This is a genomic window from Roseburia sp. AM23-20, assembly GCF_003470905.1.
Lineage (GTDB): Bacteria > Bacillota > Clostridia > Lachnospirales > Lachnospiraceae > Roseburia > Roseburia rectibacter.
The window spans coordinates 84,268-100,342 of the sequence record NZ_QRHS01000001.1; the positions used below are offsets into that span (position 1 = coordinate 84,268).

General features: G+C 41.1%; 16 protein-coding genes. 14 read left to right on the forward strand and 2 right to left on the reverse strand.

The genetic code is table 11. From position 1 onward, the window contains the following. Nucleotides 1-143: 143 nt before the first annotated feature. Nucleotides 144-1,019 (reverse strand): helix-turn-helix domain-containing protein, encoded by an 876-nt coding sequence (locus DW650_RS00390; protein ID WP_006858760.1) that lies wholly within the window; start codon nucleotides 1,017-1,019, stop codon nucleotides 144-146. Nucleotides 1,020-1,287: 268 nt separating this feature from the next. On the opposite strand from DW650_RS00390, the gene gnpA reads away from it, so the two are divergent. The 6 genes from gnpA (at nucleotide 1,288) to DW650_RS00420 (ending at nucleotide 8,338) form a co-directional block, all read left to right on the forward strand. Next, nucleotides 1,288-3,450, forward strand: coding sequence for a 1,3-beta-galactosyl-N-acetylhexosamine phosphorylase (gene gnpA / locus DW650_RS00395; protein WP_118209026.1), 2,163 nt, complete (start codon nucleotides 1,288-1,290; stop codon nucleotides 3,448-3,450). An 82-nt stretch (nucleotides 3,451-3,532) separates the two neighbouring features. Next, a complete protein-coding gene (locus DW650_RS00400; RefSeq protein WP_118208796.1) occupies nucleotides 3,533-4,891 on the forward strand; it encodes an ABC transporter substrate-binding protein in 1,359 nt (452 codons plus the stop codon). Nucleotides 4,892-4,956: 65 nt separating this feature from the next. After that, nucleotides 4,957-5,841 carry a carbohydrate ABC transporter permease gene (locus DW650_RS00405; RefSeq protein ID WP_006858763.1) on the forward strand — a complete coding sequence of 295 codons (885 nt, stop codon included), beginning with the start codon at nucleotides 4,957-4,959 and terminating at the stop codon, nucleotides 5,839-5,841. A gap of 70 nt (nucleotides 5,842-5,911) precedes the next feature. Continuing rightward, complete coding sequence (locus DW650_RS00410) at nucleotides 5,912-6,640, forward strand: carbohydrate ABC transporter permease (RefSeq protein ID WP_006858775.1); 729 nt, start codon at nucleotides 5,912-5,914, stop codon at nucleotides 6,638-6,640. After that, nucleotides 6,637-7,101 (forward strand): hypothetical protein, encoded by a 465-nt coding sequence (locus tag DW650_RS00415; protein ID WP_118208797.1) that lies wholly within the window; start codon nucleotides 6,637-6,639, stop codon nucleotides 7,099-7,101. Before DW650_RS00410 ends, DW650_RS00415 begins: the two co-directional genes overlap by 4 nt. Next, nucleotides 7,052-8,338 (forward strand): hypothetical protein, encoded by a 1,287-nt coding sequence (locus DW650_RS00420; protein ID WP_022112722.1) that lies wholly within the window; start codon nucleotides 7,052-7,054, stop codon nucleotides 8,336-8,338. Before DW650_RS00415 ends, DW650_RS00420 begins: the two co-directional genes overlap by 50 nt. Nucleotides 8,339-8,359: 21 nt before the next feature. Here the strand turns inward: DW650_RS00420 and DW650_RS00425 are convergent, their stop codons facing one another. Beyond that, nucleotides 8,360-9,421: an FAD:protein FMN transferase gene (locus tag DW650_RS00425; RefSeq protein ID WP_118208798.1), complete on the reverse strand. Its 1,062-nt coding sequence runs from the start codon at nucleotides 9,419-9,421 to the stop codon at nucleotides 8,360-8,362. 253 nt (nucleotides 9,422-9,674) lie between these two features. Between DW650_RS00425 and proB the strand changes: the two genes are divergently transcribed. The 8 genes from proB to ruvA all read left to right on the forward strand — a co-directional run bounded on the left by proB (nucleotide 9,675) and on the right by ruvA (nucleotide 16,059). Continuing rightward, the gene (proB, locus tag DW650_RS00430) at nucleotides 9,675-10,526 is read left to right on the forward strand and encodes a glutamate 5-kinase (RefSeq protein WP_118208799.1); all 852 of its coding nucleotides are present in this window, start codon (nucleotides 9,675-9,677) and stop codon (nucleotides 10,524-10,526) included. Between the two features lie 52 nt (nucleotides 10,527-10,578). After that, entirely contained in the window at nucleotides 10,579-10,803 is a 225-nt protein-coding gene (locus DW650_RS00435) for a DUF896 domain-containing protein (protein ID WP_015560603.1), read from the forward strand. Next, nucleotides 10,778-11,371, forward strand: a complete 594-nt coding sequence (locus DW650_RS00440; protein WP_118208800.1) for a 5-formyltetrahydrofolate cyclo-ligase — start codon at nucleotides 10,778-10,780, stop codon at nucleotides 11,369-11,371. Before DW650_RS00435 ends, DW650_RS00440 begins: the two co-directional genes overlap by 26 nt. Nucleotides 11,372-11,667: 296 nt before the next feature. Then, the gene (locus DW650_RS00445; protein ID WP_118208801.1) at nucleotides 11,668-12,936 is read left to right on the forward strand and encodes a glutamate-5-semialdehyde dehydrogenase; all 1,269 of its coding nucleotides are present in this window, start codon (nucleotides 11,668-11,670) and stop codon (nucleotides 12,934-12,936) included. Between the two features lie 37 nt (nucleotides 12,937-12,973). Next, nucleotides 12,974-14,464: a tRNA (N6-isopentenyl adenosine(37)-C2)-methylthiotransferase MiaB gene (gene miaB, locus DW650_RS00450; RefSeq protein ID WP_118208802.1), complete on the forward strand. Its 1,491-nt coding sequence runs from the start codon at nucleotides 12,974-12,976 to the stop codon at nucleotides 14,462-14,464. A 112-nt stretch (nucleotides 14,465-14,576) separates the two neighbouring features. Further along, complete coding sequence (locus DW650_RS00455) at nucleotides 14,577-14,945, forward strand: NusG domain II-containing protein (RefSeq protein WP_117921843.1); 369 nt, start codon at nucleotides 14,577-14,579, stop codon at nucleotides 14,943-14,945. Beyond that, nucleotides 14,935-15,432 (forward strand): Gx transporter family protein, encoded by a 498-nt coding sequence (locus DW650_RS00460; RefSeq protein ID WP_117921844.1) that lies wholly within the window; start codon nucleotides 14,935-14,937, stop codon nucleotides 15,430-15,432. The genes DW650_RS00455 and DW650_RS00460 overlap by 11 nt, the downstream gene beginning before the upstream one ends. A 15-nt stretch (nucleotides 15,433-15,447) precedes the next feature. Beyond that, nucleotides 15,448-16,059 carry a Holliday junction branch migration protein RuvA gene (ruvA, locus tag DW650_RS00465; protein ID WP_117921845.1) on the forward strand — a complete coding sequence of 204 codons (612 nt, stop codon included), beginning with the start codon at nucleotides 15,448-15,450 and terminating at the stop codon, nucleotides 16,057-16,059. Nucleotides 16,060-16,075: the final 16 nt, after the last annotated feature.

A 16,075-nucleotide genomic window follows, 5' to 3' on the forward strand; every position in this document is an offset into this window, starting at 1 on the left:
ATAAGAAAATCCGTCAAAGACCGGGACTGCATTTCTATGCAGTGGGGCTTTGGCGGATTTTTTTAGTTTTGTCGTAATAAAGAAAATGTGTATCATTTTGTGCATGAAATGATCAATTAAGTCTATATGTTTCTATAAAATTTTCAAATATAATAGGAATCATCCTGCATGGTTTTCGAATCTGTTTGTTTCAGTTTACGGTATTGCAGGGGTGACATACCTGTATTCTTTCGGAAAATCTGCGAAAAATACGACTGTGATGAAAAGCCTGTGCTGGATGCAACTTCTGCAATCGAGCGACTGGAGCTGAGCAATAGTTCTTTGCTTGCAGCGAGTCTGGTTTCCATCAGGTAATTGATGGGGGATGTTCCAACATACTCCGTAAAAGAATGTGATAAATAAAATTTGTTGATATGGGTGATTTCAGCGAGCAGATCTAAAGTAATATTTTTTGCATAATTGGCATCAATATATTTTTTCGCAACAAAACATTCCTTTGATATTTGCAAAGTGGTATCAGATATGACAGAAAGATGCTGTTCGCGTGTAATATAAACAAGCAAAACCTGTAGGAGACCATGACAGATTGCTTCAAAACCTGGCTTTCTTGCATTAAATTCTTTTATCATAATCTGGGAAAAATTAATAAAGTGTGTTTTGGCGGAACCATAATTATAGTAGCTGTATCCTTTTGGGTTAGCAGCGTTTTGGGAATTAAAATAGAAAGCGAGCCCTTCTACACCAAATACAATATAGGTCATAGGATCGTTTGACATCGTTTTTTCCGTATGTTCAATATGTGGATTTATGATTATCAGATCGTCTGCACATACAGAAACCGTATCATTTTCAATGTAAAATACACCTTTTCCACTGATAACATAGAAAAGTTCAGAAAACTGATGGGTGTGAGGGTGGCTTTGCCAATCCCCTTCGTATTTAGAAATAGAAATATAACGAAGTTTAAAATCCGGATCGGGTACTCCTTTGTACTCAAAATTAATTAATTCATTACTCATTTGTATTATCTTCCTGTTGTATCAAATTTTATATCTTATAGATTAAAACCGCAATATTACTAAAATAATGTTGTGAAACTGATGAATAAAATAGCAATTAAATAGGGTTTCTTATTGCAAGTATACAGTAATTTATGATAAATGCAAATATTTTATTGAGCATAAAGCAAGATATATAAAAATTAGAGCAACATAAAAATTGAAGCAGTTGATGCAGACAGATATACTTAAAACATCAGGTGATGAGACAAGAAAGGAGAAGACGGGAATGACAAAACAAACAGGCAGACTGACATTGCCGACCGATGCAGACATTGTCGAGGAAACAATACGATTGAAAAATCTTCTTGGAGCAGATGCATTGCGTGACTGTGACGGAACGGAGATGCCGGATGCGTTATTGAATGAGCCGGTAAAGAAATATGCAACGTATTATACGACCAGAAAGGATAATGCCTGGGCCGAGCAAAATCCAGAAGAGATTCAACAGGAATACCTGATCAGCAATCGTGTAACTGCAAGAAGTGAAAAACTATGTATAAGATTGATGGAAGGATTTCATACACAGCAGTTAAAAGTCAATACGTTGGATGATCCCAAAAGATGGTGGGAAGTAATTGATCGCACAACGGGTGAAGTGGTTTCTGTCGATGACTGGAAATTTAAAAAAGAACGGGAAGAAGTTGAAATAAAAACCATTCCTTATCATGAATATACGGTAAGTTTTCTGGCGTTTTTAATATGGGATCCTGTACATATGTATAACTTTATTACAAATGATTGGAAAGATACACCACATCAACTGACATATGATGTGCGGCAGCCGAAAACCCAGAAGTACGTAAAAGAAAAATTAAAACGCTGGTGTGAAGAAAACCCGCAGATCGACGTGGTAAGATTTACGACTTTTTTTCACCAGTTTACACTTACCTTTGATGATAAAAAACGTGAAAAATTTGTAGAATGGTTTGGATATAGTGCAAGTGTAAGTCCATACATATTAGAGAAATTTGAAAAGTGGGCAGGGTATAAATTCAGACCGGAATTTATTGTGGATCAGGGATATCACAACAGCATGTTCCGTGTGCCAAGTCGTGAGTTTAAGGATTTTATTGAATTCCAGCAGCAGGAAGTTTGTGCGCTTGCCAAGGAACTTGTAGATATTGTTCATTCCTATGGAAAAGAAGCGATGATGTTTTTGGGAGATCATTGGATAGGGACGGAACCATACGGAAAATATTTTGCAGAAATTGGTCTGGATGCAGTAGTTGGTTCTGTTGGCAGTGGTGTGACACTCCGTATGATTTCAGATATAAAAGGGGTTAAATATACAGAAGGAAGGCTTTTGCCATATTTTTTCCCCGACGTGTTTGGAGAAGGCGGAGATCCCATAGGGGAGGCAAAGGACAACTGGATGAAAGCGAGAAGGGCAATTTTACGTTCTCCGCTTGACCGCATCGGATATGGCGGATATTTAAAATTGGCCAGTGAATGGCCGGGATTTATAGAAGAGATTCAAAGTGTTGTCGGGGAATTCAGACAGATACATGAAAATATGAACGGGACGAAATCTTATGTTGCACCATTTAAAGTAGCAGTTTTAAACTGTTGGGGAGGTTTGCGAAAATGGATGTCAAACCAGGTGCATCATGCAATATGGCACAGAGAAACTTATTCTGCAGAGGGAGTGCTGGAATGTCTGAGTGGAATGCCGTTTGATGTAGAATTTATCTCTTTTGATGATGTGAAAAAAGGAATCCCAAAAGATATCAGGGTGATCATCAATGTTGGAGATGCATATACGTCATTCAGTGGAGCTGAAAATTGGATTGATGAAGCAGTTGTAACAACGTTAAGACAGTTTGTGGATGAAGGTGGTGGATTTATCGGAGTAGGAGAACCGACAGCATATCAGCATCAGGGAAGATTTTTCCAGCTGGCGGATGTGCTTGGTGTAGATCGTGAGATGGGTTTTTCACTAAGTACAGATAAATATAACGAGAAAAATCCGCAGCATTTTATCTTGGAAGATATTGAAGGGGATATTGATTTCGGAGAAGGTACGACCCGCATTTATGCGCAGGGAGATCATTATCAGATTCTTGCAATGGATGGAGAATACAGCCAGCTGGTTGTTAATCAATACGGAAAAGGTCACGGTGTTTACTTTGCAGGACTGCCGTATTCCCCTCAGAACTGCCGTATTCTGCTTCGTGCAATCTATTATGCAGCGGGAATGGAACAGGAGATGAAACGATATTACGTAACAAATGTAGATACTGAGGTCACTGTTTTTCAGAAAACGCAAAAAATAGCTGTCATAAATAATTCAGGAAAAGAATGTCAGACAGATCTGTATATCAATGGCGATTTTATCGTAAGGTTGACACTAGAACCAGGAGAAATGCGGTGGTTGAATGAGACAATGTAACTATTGATAATTTATGAGTGGTATCATACCGTCATATTTTATAAAATAAAAAAATAATAATTTTTGCAGGGAGGTATTTTTTATGAAGAAAAAAGCATTGGGATTCATGTTGGCAGCAACTATGACAGTATCTGTGCTTGCCGGATGTGGTGGGAACCAAAATGAAGGAAACACGAACGAAAAAGAAAATGTTACGAACAGTAATGAGGATACGCAGAGTGTTTCCGCAGAAACAAATGAAAATGGAGATGAAACACTTACGGTATGGTGCTGGGATCCCACTTTTAATATTTATGCCATGGAACAGGCAGAAAAGATTTATCAGAAAGACCATCCAGATTTTAAACTGGATATTCAGGAAAATGTTTATAATGATATTGAGACAAAGCTGATTACAGCTGCAACGTCAGGAGATTACAGTACTTTACCGGATATTTTTCTGATGCAGGATTATTCATTCCATAAAAATATTGCCAATTTTCCTGGAATTTTTACAGAATTAACAGATTCCGGAATTGATTTTTCACAGTTTACAGAGGGAAAACTTGCAGATTCCACGGCAGAGGGAAAAAATTATGGACTTCCTTTTGATAATGGTGCAACGATTATGGCAATTCGTTCGGATATGGTAGAAGCGGCAGGTCTTACGGTTGACGATTTTAAGGATACTACATGGTCACAGTTTGAGGAACTTGCAAAAAAAGTAGTAGAGGCGAATGGAGTGCCAATGATCGCTTCCTCCGGGGGATCCGAATTACTTATGGAAATGCTGCAGTCGGCAGGAGCCTCACCAATTGTTGACGGAAAGGTTCATATTGCAGACAATGAAGCGTTAAAAAAGACAATGGAAGTTTATAAAAAATTAGTTGATGAGGGTATTATTGCCGAGTATACGGACTGGGATCAGTATATTGCCTCTATGAATGACGGAAAAACAGCAGGAGTGATCAATGGATGCTGGATCATGTCATCCATTCAGGCGGCAGAGGATCAGTCAGGAAAATGGGCAATTGTAAACATGCCAAAACTGGATGGAGTTGATGGAGCCACAAATTATGCAAATTGTGGTGGTGCAAGCTGGGCAGTATCTTCTAACTGTAAGAATACAGAACTTGCATTTGATTTCTTAAAATCTACATTTGGAAGCAGTGTGGAATTATATGATGATCTGTTGCCGAATGCAGGTGCGATTGCAAGCTACATTCCGGCTGCACAGTCTGATGTATATAATCAGGCATCAGATTTTTATGGTGGACAGGCAGTATATAAAGATATCGTTGGATATGCAGGTTCGGTTCCAGCATTTGACTGTGGTGCATACTATTCGGACATAAGAAGTGCATTGACAGATGCAATCACAAATGTTGTTCAGAATAATGCTGATATTGACGGTGAAATGAATAATGCACAGGAAACATTAGAATTTAATATTGAAAATTAAATATGTAAAGTGGTTTGTACCGGGAACAAATTTTATGTTCCCGGTATTACATTAGGAGAAAATATATGGAGAAAAAAAGAAAATTAAGTCTGGAAAGAAAACATAACCTCACTGGTTGGGCGTTTTTGCTTCCGGCAGCTATATTGATTTTTGTATTTTGTTTTTATCCCATGATACAGGCGCTTATGCTGTCATTTAAGAATGGTATGGGAGATTCTGTAAGGTGGGTTGGCTTTGCAAACTATGTCAGGATACTGAAGGACAAAACATTTTTGCAGTGCCTTTTCAATACAGTATTTTATTTTATCATACAGGTTCCAGTCATGTTGATCATTGCCCTTGTTCTTGCTCAATTACTGAACAATCCGAATATAAAGGGAAAAGGAATCTATCGAACTATGATTTTCCTGCCATGTGCAACATCACTGGTATCGTATTCTATGATTTTTAAGTCACTGTTTGCGCAGGATGGTCTGGTAAATCACGTTATTTCTGCGATTGGACTTCCGACCGTAGACTGGTTTCAGAATGCATGGGCTGCAAGATTTGTAATTATAATCGCGTTGGTCTGGAGATGGACCGGTTACAATATGGTGTTTTATCTTGCAGGGCTGCAGAATATTGATTATTCCGTCTATGAGGCGAGTCGTATTGATGGGGCATCACCGTTTCAACAGTTTACAAAGATCACCATTCCACTGTTAAAGCCTACCATATTACTGACGGCTATTATGTCAACGTCTGGAACACTGCAGTTGTTTGACGAGTCTGTAAATTTAACGGCTGGTGGACCGGGAAAGTCAACAATGACATTGACGCATTATATTTATAACATTTCTTTTGTGGAGACACCAAAATTTAATTATGCGGCAGCACTTTCAGTGTTTATCCTTATTATAGTGGCAATTTTGTCTGCAATTCAAATGAAAGTAGGTGACAAACGTGAGTAAAGGAAAATTATGTATATCACATATTGTATTGATTTTTGCAAGTTTTTTGTCTGTATTTCCACTATATTACATGGTTTGTGGTGCAACCAATCAAAGTATTGATGTGGTCAGGGGAAAACTGCTTCCTGGAACATATTTAGTCGAAAATTTTAAGGCATTGATTGCCAATCAGAATCTGGGGCTGGCAATGATCAATTCATTTCGAAATGCGATTCTTATGACGATTATCACATTATTGGTCTGTTCAATTGCAGGTTATGGATTTGAAATTTATCATGATAAGGGAAAAGACATATTGATGAGTGTATTGTTGTTAGCCATGATGCTGCCATTTGTTGCAATAATGATCCCGCTTTTTAAAATGATCTCTTCCTGGAATCTGGTCAATAGCTGGATTGCATTTGTTTTGCCGTCTATTTCAACGCCATTTATGATTATGATGTTCCGTCAGGCGGCGCGGTCTTTCCCTCATGATATTATAGAGGCGGCTCGTCTGGAGGGGCTAAGTGAAATACAGATTTTTTTCCGGATGTTTGTGCCTGTTATGAAATCAACATATGGAGCTGCAATGACGGTTACTTTTATGAACGCATGGAATAGTTATCTGTGGCCAAAGATTGTCTTTCAAAATAATGATTCCATCACAATGCCAATGCTTGTGGCAAACTTAAAAAGCGGCTACAGTGTTGATTATGGGATGTTGATGCTCGGTGTACTGATCTGTACACTTCCGACGGCGATTATTTTCTTATGTCTGCAGAAAAGTTTTGCAAATGGAATTACGGGGGCTGTTAAATGATAGGAAAAAGATACTGCCTTACACCAGAAGAGTGGGCATATGCGAAAGCCGAACTTGTTCTTGCAGAAAAGCTGGGGTTGATTGAAAACGCCGATATAGAGGTGTTGGAAAAAAGATGTGCAGAAAAAAATGAAGAGAATGCCAGGCTTGAAATGGAGAAAAAGGTATTTTACGGACCGCGCAGATATTCATTGCCGATGTATCTACAGTATGAATTGACGCGTTTCCGGTTGGATTTCGTACAGCCGACAGAAAATATTAGAAAATCAGGAATCAGTCCGGAGATTACAGAAAATCAGAAAAAAGCTTTCTATGAGCGGAATAAAGATTTATTTGGAAGATATTTTGGAGATCTTTTTTCTTATGAAGAGGTAGAGCAGATCATTGAAAAAAGATTGCGGGAGGAAGTGTATGACAGACTTGTGCAGGAAATATTATGTCGATTCGATAAACGGAAATGATACCAATGACGGTTTGAGTGAAAACAGTGCATTCGCAAGTCTTTTTGCCGTCAATAGGCTTGCACTAAAACCGGGGGATCACATATTGCTTGCGTGTGGAAGTGTTTTTGAAAAACAGTTTTTACAGATTCGTGACAGCGGAACAAAGCAGATGCCGATTGTAATTGGAAGTTATGGATGTGGTGAAGATCCTCTGATAAAGACAGACGGACAGGGAATCTGGTATCAGGATTATGGAAAAGAACTGGATTCGCCGACGCATGTTTACCATGGTTATGTTTCCTCGGCAGTACTTCTATTTGATGCCGAGTATATTATCATACAGGATATTGAGATTACAAACAGTGCGGATAAAGTGATCGGCGAAAATTATTCACAGGCAGATAAAATGGAGCGTACAGGTGTTGCAGTCGTTGCAAAAGAGAAAGGTTTAAGATGTGGAATCACACTTCGAAATCTTAAAATCCATGATGTTCATGGAAATGTTTATGACAAGCATATGAATAATGGCGGCATCTATATGACAGCATTACAGCCAGCGGAAGAAGCAATGACAGGAGTGGCAAGATTTTCAGATATCCTGGTGGAGGGATGCTATGTATATCGTGTGAGCCGTTGGGGGATCGCAGTCGGGTATAGTTATGCACATGAGAAATTTGCGGGTGCAGAACTGGATAAAAAAAGGTTTTTGAAATATGGTCATGAGAATATTGTGATACGGGATAATTATGTGAAAATGGCAGGTGGAGATGGAATAACGGTCATGTATGCACTGCGCCCGTTTGTGGAACATAATATGACCGATTCTGTGGCATGTGAGATCAATGACCGTATTTATTGCAATCCGGGCAACCGTGGTGGAAAGGTTGCTGCGGCAATCTGGCCATGGAAATGTAAAGATGCGTTGTTTCGTTATAATGAAGTGGCAGACACACGGCTGAATCAGGACGGGATGGCTTACGATGCAGATTCCGGGGATGGAACGGTGTATGAGTATAATTACAGCAGGCAAAATGAAGGCGGTTGTGTGATGTTTTGTATGCAGGAGGCCATTCATAACACATTTCGTAATAACGTCAGTTATGATGATTTAGGTGGAACCATCAGCCCGTCCGAAAACCCGGATGCACTGCTTACAGATAATATATTTTATGTTCGCAAGGGAGTTCCTTTTGTGAGAAAGAATATGGATGGTGGAAACTTTACGGAAGAAAATAATCAGATCATACAGTTATAAAATCCATACCATGGCAGATCATCACTCCATCACCTGATACGGAATTTTAGTCCCCATCCCCGAACTAAAATGCAATTCATAATCCTCCGTAATAAAAACGGCTTCTGTATTATCCAGACTTTCCACAAGCGCCATCCCGTCAGCTAAACCCAGTGCAAAACAGGTGGTGGAGAGTCCATCACCGTCCACGGATTCGTCCGTGATGATCGAAACACCCAGCAGTCCGTTATCATAGGGATATCCGGTAGCAGTATCTAAAATGTGATGATAGCGTTTGCCGTCCACCTCAAAATAGCGCTCATAAACACCGGAAGACACAATGGTCTGGTCGGTCACGGATACAGCGAGCATTGCAGCGCCCTCATCGTCAAACGGACGCTGGATGCCAATATTATAGGAAGAACCGTCCGGTTTTGCACCAAGACAGAGCACATTGCCGCCGAGGTTGATATAGCCACAGGCGGCTCCTTTTTGATTCAGGTAATCTTTCATGCGGTCTGCAATATATCCTTTGGCAATTCCGCCGAGATCAATTTTAGCGGACGGATCTTTTAAGGTGACGGTATTGCCATCTACAACTACATTCTGATAGTCTACTGTCGTTAAAGCCTTTTTGATCTCATCATCAGATGGAATCATAGAGGCATCTGTTTTCTCTAATAAAGCCTTGGTAGAAACATCCCACAGATCCGATAATTTTCCAATCGTAATATCAAATTTTCCATTGCTCAGATCTCCATAATAAAGACCTTTTTTGATCAGTTCTGCGGTCTCTTCATGCACGGTGACAGGTGCACCGCCTGCTGCATTGATCTTTGACACATCACTGTCCGCAATTGTATTGGAAAAATAATTTTCATAAGTGTCTGCGAGAGAAAAACAATCATCGAGCAGGGATTCGTCTTTTGTTCCGTATAAGGTGACAGTAATGACGGTATTAAAATAAAAACCCGATTTGGAGATCGATTCGCCGGAGCCGGAAGTTTTGCCAAAATTGAGCCGGGATGGCAGATCACAGCCGGATAGCAGTAAAACCGGCATAGACAGCAGTATACATAAAAATAATCGATAGTTTCGTTTCATAAAATTCTCCATTTTTACCTGATTTTCAAGGAAAACAACTTGAGTTGTCCGAACAACACTTTAGCATAAAAATAAAAATGCCACAAGTATACCATAATATATTATTTTTACTGCAATTCGTTGTAGATGTGCCAATGCAGAACAGATATTCTCTTTTTTTCCTTTGATATTTTGTATTAGATATGATAGAGTATAATACAGTGCATATGTTCGAAACAGCATAATTAGAAATAAAAGGGGATTCGTTGGGAAAATGGACCAGAGTAGTTTTCACTTTCATGAGAAAAAAAGAGTTGTTGTTAAGATCGGTTCTTCTTCGTTAAATTATGAGGAGACCGGCAGTCTGAATTTTACAAAACTAGAGCACTTAGTGCGCGAGCTTTGCAACTTAAGAAACAGGGGGATGGATGTCTGCTTAGTCAGTTCCGGTGCGATCGCAGTTGGAAGACAGTCGCTTGGCATGACAGAGCGGCCACGGGAACTCTCTACAAAACAGGCATGTGCAGCAGTCGGACAGGCAAGACTGATGATGATCTACCAGAAGCTGTTTGCAGAATATAACCAGGTGGCAGGTCAGGTGCTTATGACCAAAAATACCATGGTCAACCCAGTTTCCAGAGAAAATGCCAAAAATACATTTGATGAATTGTTCCGTTTAGGTGCGATCCCGATTGTCAATGAAAATGACACGGTATCTACCTATGAGATGCAGTTTGGTGACAATGACACGCTTTCTGCGATCGTTGCTTCCCTGATTGGAGCAGATCTTTTGATTTTGTTATCCGATATTGACGGATTATTTACGGATGATCCGCATAAGAATCCGGATGCAAAATTGATCGAAGTGGTCGAAAAGATGGATTCAGACATTCTTGGAATGGCAAAGAGTACGACCGGAAGCGATGTCGGAACCGGCGGCATGGCGACCAAGCTGACCGCGGCAAAGATCGCGACACTTTCCGGGACAGATATGATCATTGCAAACGGAGCAGATGTCTGTGTACTGCATCATATTTTTGATGACAGCTTTAGGGGAACCATTTTTAAGGCACAGAAGAAAGAAACATTCCGTATTGAAGATTTCATATTAGAAACAATCGGATAGAAAAAGATTTGTGTGAATAATAAATTTTTCATGCGCAGGAATGGAGATTTTAATGAAACAGGAACAGATTGACAGAATCAACGCACTTTACCGCAAATCACAGGCAGAAGGGCTTACCGAGGCGGAAAAAGAAGAACAGGCAATGCTGCGAAAGGCTTATGTTGCGGATGTAAAACGCAATCTTGTAGCACAGTTAAATAACATTGATATGCAAAATCCGGACGGTACGGTCACAAACCTTGGCGAAGAATATGGAAATAAGAAAAAGCTTTCCTGATAAAAAAGAAATCCGGAAAAAACATCTTGCCATCCGAAATGCAATGTCAGAACCTGAAAAACATGAAAAGAGCAGAAAAATCTGTGATAATCTGTTAAAATCGGACTGGTATGCCAAAACAGACTGGATTTTTGGATATTATCCGCTTGGAAAAGAAGCAGACTGCCTGACGTTTCTCAGACAGGCGTTACATGATGGAAAACATGTCGCGCTGCCACGGACAGGAACAGACTGTACCATGGAATTTTACGAGATCACATCTTTCGCACAGACATCGGAGGGTGCATTTCATGTCATGGAACCAACTGTGGAATGCCGCCGTATAAATCCCATGGATTTATACGACCAGCAGATTGCAGTTTTAGTCCCGGGTGTCGTCTTTGCCCCCACCGGCAGCCGTTACGGCTACGGCAAAGGTTTTTATGACCGCTATTTTGCAAGATATGCAAAGCTAAAACGCTTTGCATTAGCTTACGAGAACCAGCTTGTATCGGAACTTGAAACACTTGACACAGATGTAAAAATGGATCGTATTTATACTGAAGAAAATGAATATAAGATAATTTGAGGCTACCCAAAGCGAAACGCTCCAAAAACCTTCGACTGTTGTGAACCGGGCACCTGTTTAAAAGAAGGTGCTGGGGAGCCGTCGGCACTTAGCGACCGTATTTTGGTCGCTTAGTACCGCTACGAGCGACACGCAGCGAGAGCGTGCCTTCGTTAAACAGGTGCCCGGTTCACGACAACCACAGCCTATCGCAGAGTTTCGCCCCAGGTATCGCCATAATATATACAATCATTGCAGAGTTTCGCCAAATCGCCGCAACACCATATAAACATTTCACAGAAAGGAAAGGTATCATCATGGAACTAGAACAAATATGCCAGGGAGCCAAAGCTGCATCCCGCACCCTTGCCACGTTAGGCACCAATGAGAAAAATCAGGCTCTTATCGCAGTGGCAGATGCACTTATTGCTGCATCTGCTGATATCATTGCCGCAAATGAAAAAGATCTTGAAAATGGCAGGAATAATCATATGCCGGAAGGACTCTTAGACCGTCTGATGCTAAATGAAGCGAGAATCGCACAGATTGCGGAAGGTCTGCAGCAGGTAGCAGCTTTAGATGATCCGATCGGGGAAGTCCTTTCCATGAAAAAACGTCCGAACGGTCTGATGATCGGAAAAAAACGTGTACCGCTCGGTGTGGTCGGCATGATCTATGAGGCAAGGCCGAATGTGACCGTTGATGCCTTCGGGCTTTGTTTTAAGACCGGGAATGCTGTGATCTTAAAGGGGGGAAGTGATGCGATCTATTCGAATATCGCGATCGTTTCGGTTATCCGGAAGACATTAGAGCAGCTTGGTATTCCAAAAGAAGCAGCATCTCTGATCGAAGATACGTCAAGGGATACTGCGACAGCATTCATGAAAATGAACCAGTATGTCGACGTTCTGATTCCACGTGGTGGAGCAGGACTGATCCGTGCAGTTGTGAATCAGGCAACGATACCTGTGATCGAGACAGGAACCGGAAACTGTCATATTTTTGTGGATGAGTCTGCTGATTTTGACATGGCGGTAAATATCATTCTGAATGCCAAAACCCAGAGGATTGGTGTCTGTAATGCCTGCGAGTCGCTTGTCATTCATGAAAAGATCGTGGATGCGTTTATGCCGAAACTGACAGAGGCACTTCAGAAAAAAAACGTGGAGGTGCATGCAGATGAGAGAAGTTTTGCGGCAGCAGAAGCCGATGCTGCATTGAATAAAGAACTGATCAAACCGGCGGTGGAAGAAGACTGGGGCAGGGAATATTTAGATTATACGATCTCTGCAAAGACGGTAACTTCCGTGGATGAGGCGATCGCCCATATCAACCGCTATAATACAGGACATTCCGAGGCAATCATTACGGAAAATTATACCAATGCACAGAAGTTTTTAGATGAAGTGGATGCTGCCTGTGTCTATGTCAATGCATCCACACGGTTTTCGGATGGTTTTGAGTTTGGTTTTGGCGCGGAGATCGGTATCAGCACGCAGAAACTTCATGCGAGAGGTCCGATGGGTTTAGAAGCATTAACCAGCACAAAATATATCATTTATGGAAATGGTCAGGTAAGACCATAAGAAAAAGCAATAGAAATAGTGAGGATTTAACAGTTTTATGAGTCAGAAAGTTACAACGGGAGTGCGCCCGACATTGCGCATCGCAGACAAAAACCAGATTCCGGCAACGGAACCGGAACGTCAGTATTACTTTATGGATATTGCAAAAGAGTATTTAAGACAGCTTTCCGAGGAAAAAGGAAGTCCGCTGACTTTTCATGTATCCACATTCGGATGCCAGATGAATGCAAGGGACTCCGAAAAATTAGTCGGTATTCTGGAAAAGATCGGCTATGTGGAGGAAGATTCCGAGGAAGCAGATTTTGTTATTTATAACACCTGTACAGTTCGTGAGAATGCAAACAATAAAGTATACGGACGACTGGGATACTTAAACGGCTTTCAGAAGAAAAATCCATTTATGATGATCGGACTGTGCGGTTGTATGATGCAGGAACCGACAGTGGTAGAAAAGATTAAACAGAGTTACCGTTTTGTAAACCTGATCTTTGGAACACATAATATCTATAAATTTGCAGAGCTGATCGTTACCGCATTGGAAAACAGTTATTCAGAGCATGCGGCAGGTCATGGTACATCCATGACGATCGATATCTGGAAAGATACCGATAAGATCGTTGAGGATCTTCCGGTTGAAAGAAAATACTCCTTTAAATCAGGTGTTAATATTATGTTTGGATGCAACAACTTCTGTAGTTATTGTATCGTACCGTATGTGCGCGGCAGGGAGCGGAGCAGAGAGCCCAAAGAAATCATCCGTGAGGTGGAACGCCTTGCGGCTGACGGAGTTGTGGAAATTATGCTCCTGGGACAGAATGTCAATTCTTATGGCAAAAATTTAGAGCAGCCAATGACGTTTGCACAGCTTTTGCAGGAGATCGAAAAGGTAGATGGCATTGAGCGTATCCGTTTTATGACTTCCCATCCAAAGGACCTTTCCGATGATCTGATCGAAGTTATGAAAAATTCCAAAAAGATCTGTAAACATCTGCATCTTCCATTACAGTCAGGAAGCAGCCGTATTTTAAAACTGATGAACCGCCGCTATGACAAGGAACATTATTTAGAACTGGTAGATAAGATCCGTGCCGCAGTGCCTGATATTGCACTTACAACGGATATTATTGTCGGATTCCCTGGAGAGACAGAGGAAGATTTTGAGGAAACCATGGACGTGGTACGTAAAGTGCGTTATGACAGTGCATTTACATTTATTTATTCAAAACGTACCGGCACCCCGGCAGCTGTGATGGACGATCAGATTCCGGATGACGTGATCAAAGCACGTTTTGACCGTTTGTTAAAAGAAGTGCAGACTATTTCCGCAGAAAAAGCCGGAGCGCTGACCGGACAGACACTTCCGGTTCTGATCGAAGAAAAAAATGAGCAGGATGCAGCTCTTGTGACTGGCAGACTTAGCAATAACTCGGTAGTACATCTGCCGGGAACAGAGGATATGATAGGAAAAATCGTGGATGTGAAACTTCTGGAATGCAAAGGCTTCTACTATATGGGGGAGTGTGTATAAAATCCTGAGAAGAAGCCTTCGGCTTCTACTATATGGGGGAGTGTGTATAAAATTCTGAGAAGAAGCCTTTGGCTTCTACTATATGGGGGAGACAGTGTAAGTGTAAAATTTTATGAAGAAAAGAGATATCATTTTTTTAAGTGTTATTTTTATTTGTCTGGCAGGGTTTGCGGCAGGGTTTTACCTGACACATCAGAATACCGGTGCAAGTGTGGAGGTTACGGTAGATGGAAAGGTTTATGGTACTTACCCGCTTGATGAGGATGATGAGATTCCAATCCGGAAAGATGGGAAAACAACGAATCTGCTTGTGATAAAGGATGGAAAAGCTGATGTGACGGAAGCTGACTGCCCGGACAAACTCTGTGTGCATCAGAAAGCTATTTCAAAAACAAATGAGACGATCGTCTGTCTCCCGAACAAAGTAGTGGTGCAGGTGATCGGTGCCGGAGAAAGTGAGTTGGATTCCATTGCGAGATAAGAAAAAAACAGCATATTTAGGTGTTTACCTGGCACTGGCACTCATCTGCAGCTATGTGGAATCACTGATTCCGTTTTATTTTGGAATACCAGGTGTAAAACTTGGACTAACAAATATAGTTGTGGTTCTGATGCTTTACTGCGTGGGAACGAAAGAAGCACTGGCAGTGTCTGCACTGCGTATTGTACTTTCCGGTTTCCTGTTTGGAAATATGTTCAGTATTTTATATAGTCTTGCAGGCGGACTGCTTAGTTTTCTTGTGATGTATCTGCTGAAAAAAACAAAATGGTTTGGTGTTCTGCCTGTCAGTGTGAGTGGCGGAATCTTTCACAATGTAGGTCAGCTTGTTGTGGCTGCTTATGTTGTGGAAAATTATAATATTTTTTATTATATGCCGGTGCTGCTGATCGCCGGTGCACTGACTGGATTTTTGGTCGGTATTGCGGCACAGGAAATGATAAAACGGATCGGAAAACGGATGGTGTAACAGGAGGATTTTAGCATGTATTCATACATCAAAGGTGTTTTGACGGATATGGACGAGGAGAGTATCGTGGTGGAGACCGGTGGGATCGGTTATCATATTTACACGACAGGACAGACATTCCGGTATCTTCCTTCTGTCGGGGAAGAAGTAAAAGTATATACTTATCTGCATGTCAGGGAAGATGCCATGCTGCTTTTTGGATTTCTGACAAAGGACGAATTAAAAATTTATAAGTTACTGTTAGGTGTCAGTGGAATCGGACCGAAAGGAGCACTTGCGATCTTATCCGTGATGACGACGGATGATCTCAGGTTTGCAGTTCTCGGTGATGATGCGAAAGCAATCGCTAAGGCACCGGGAGTAGGTGCAAAGACAGCCCAGAGACTGATTCTTGAATTAAAAGACAAACTGAGTCTGGAAGATGCATTTGAACAGAAATTTGAAAAGACAGGTGAGTCCACAGAAAATCATGCCAGTGGCACTAAGAATGAGGCGGTACAGGCTCTGGTTGCGCTTGGCTATTCGTCTTCCGAAGCTCTTCGGGCATTAAACGGTATTGAGATCACGGAAGAGACGGATGTGGAAGAAATATTAAAGATGGCATTGAAGAAGATGGCATTTTTATAGAAATGTGGTGAAAATT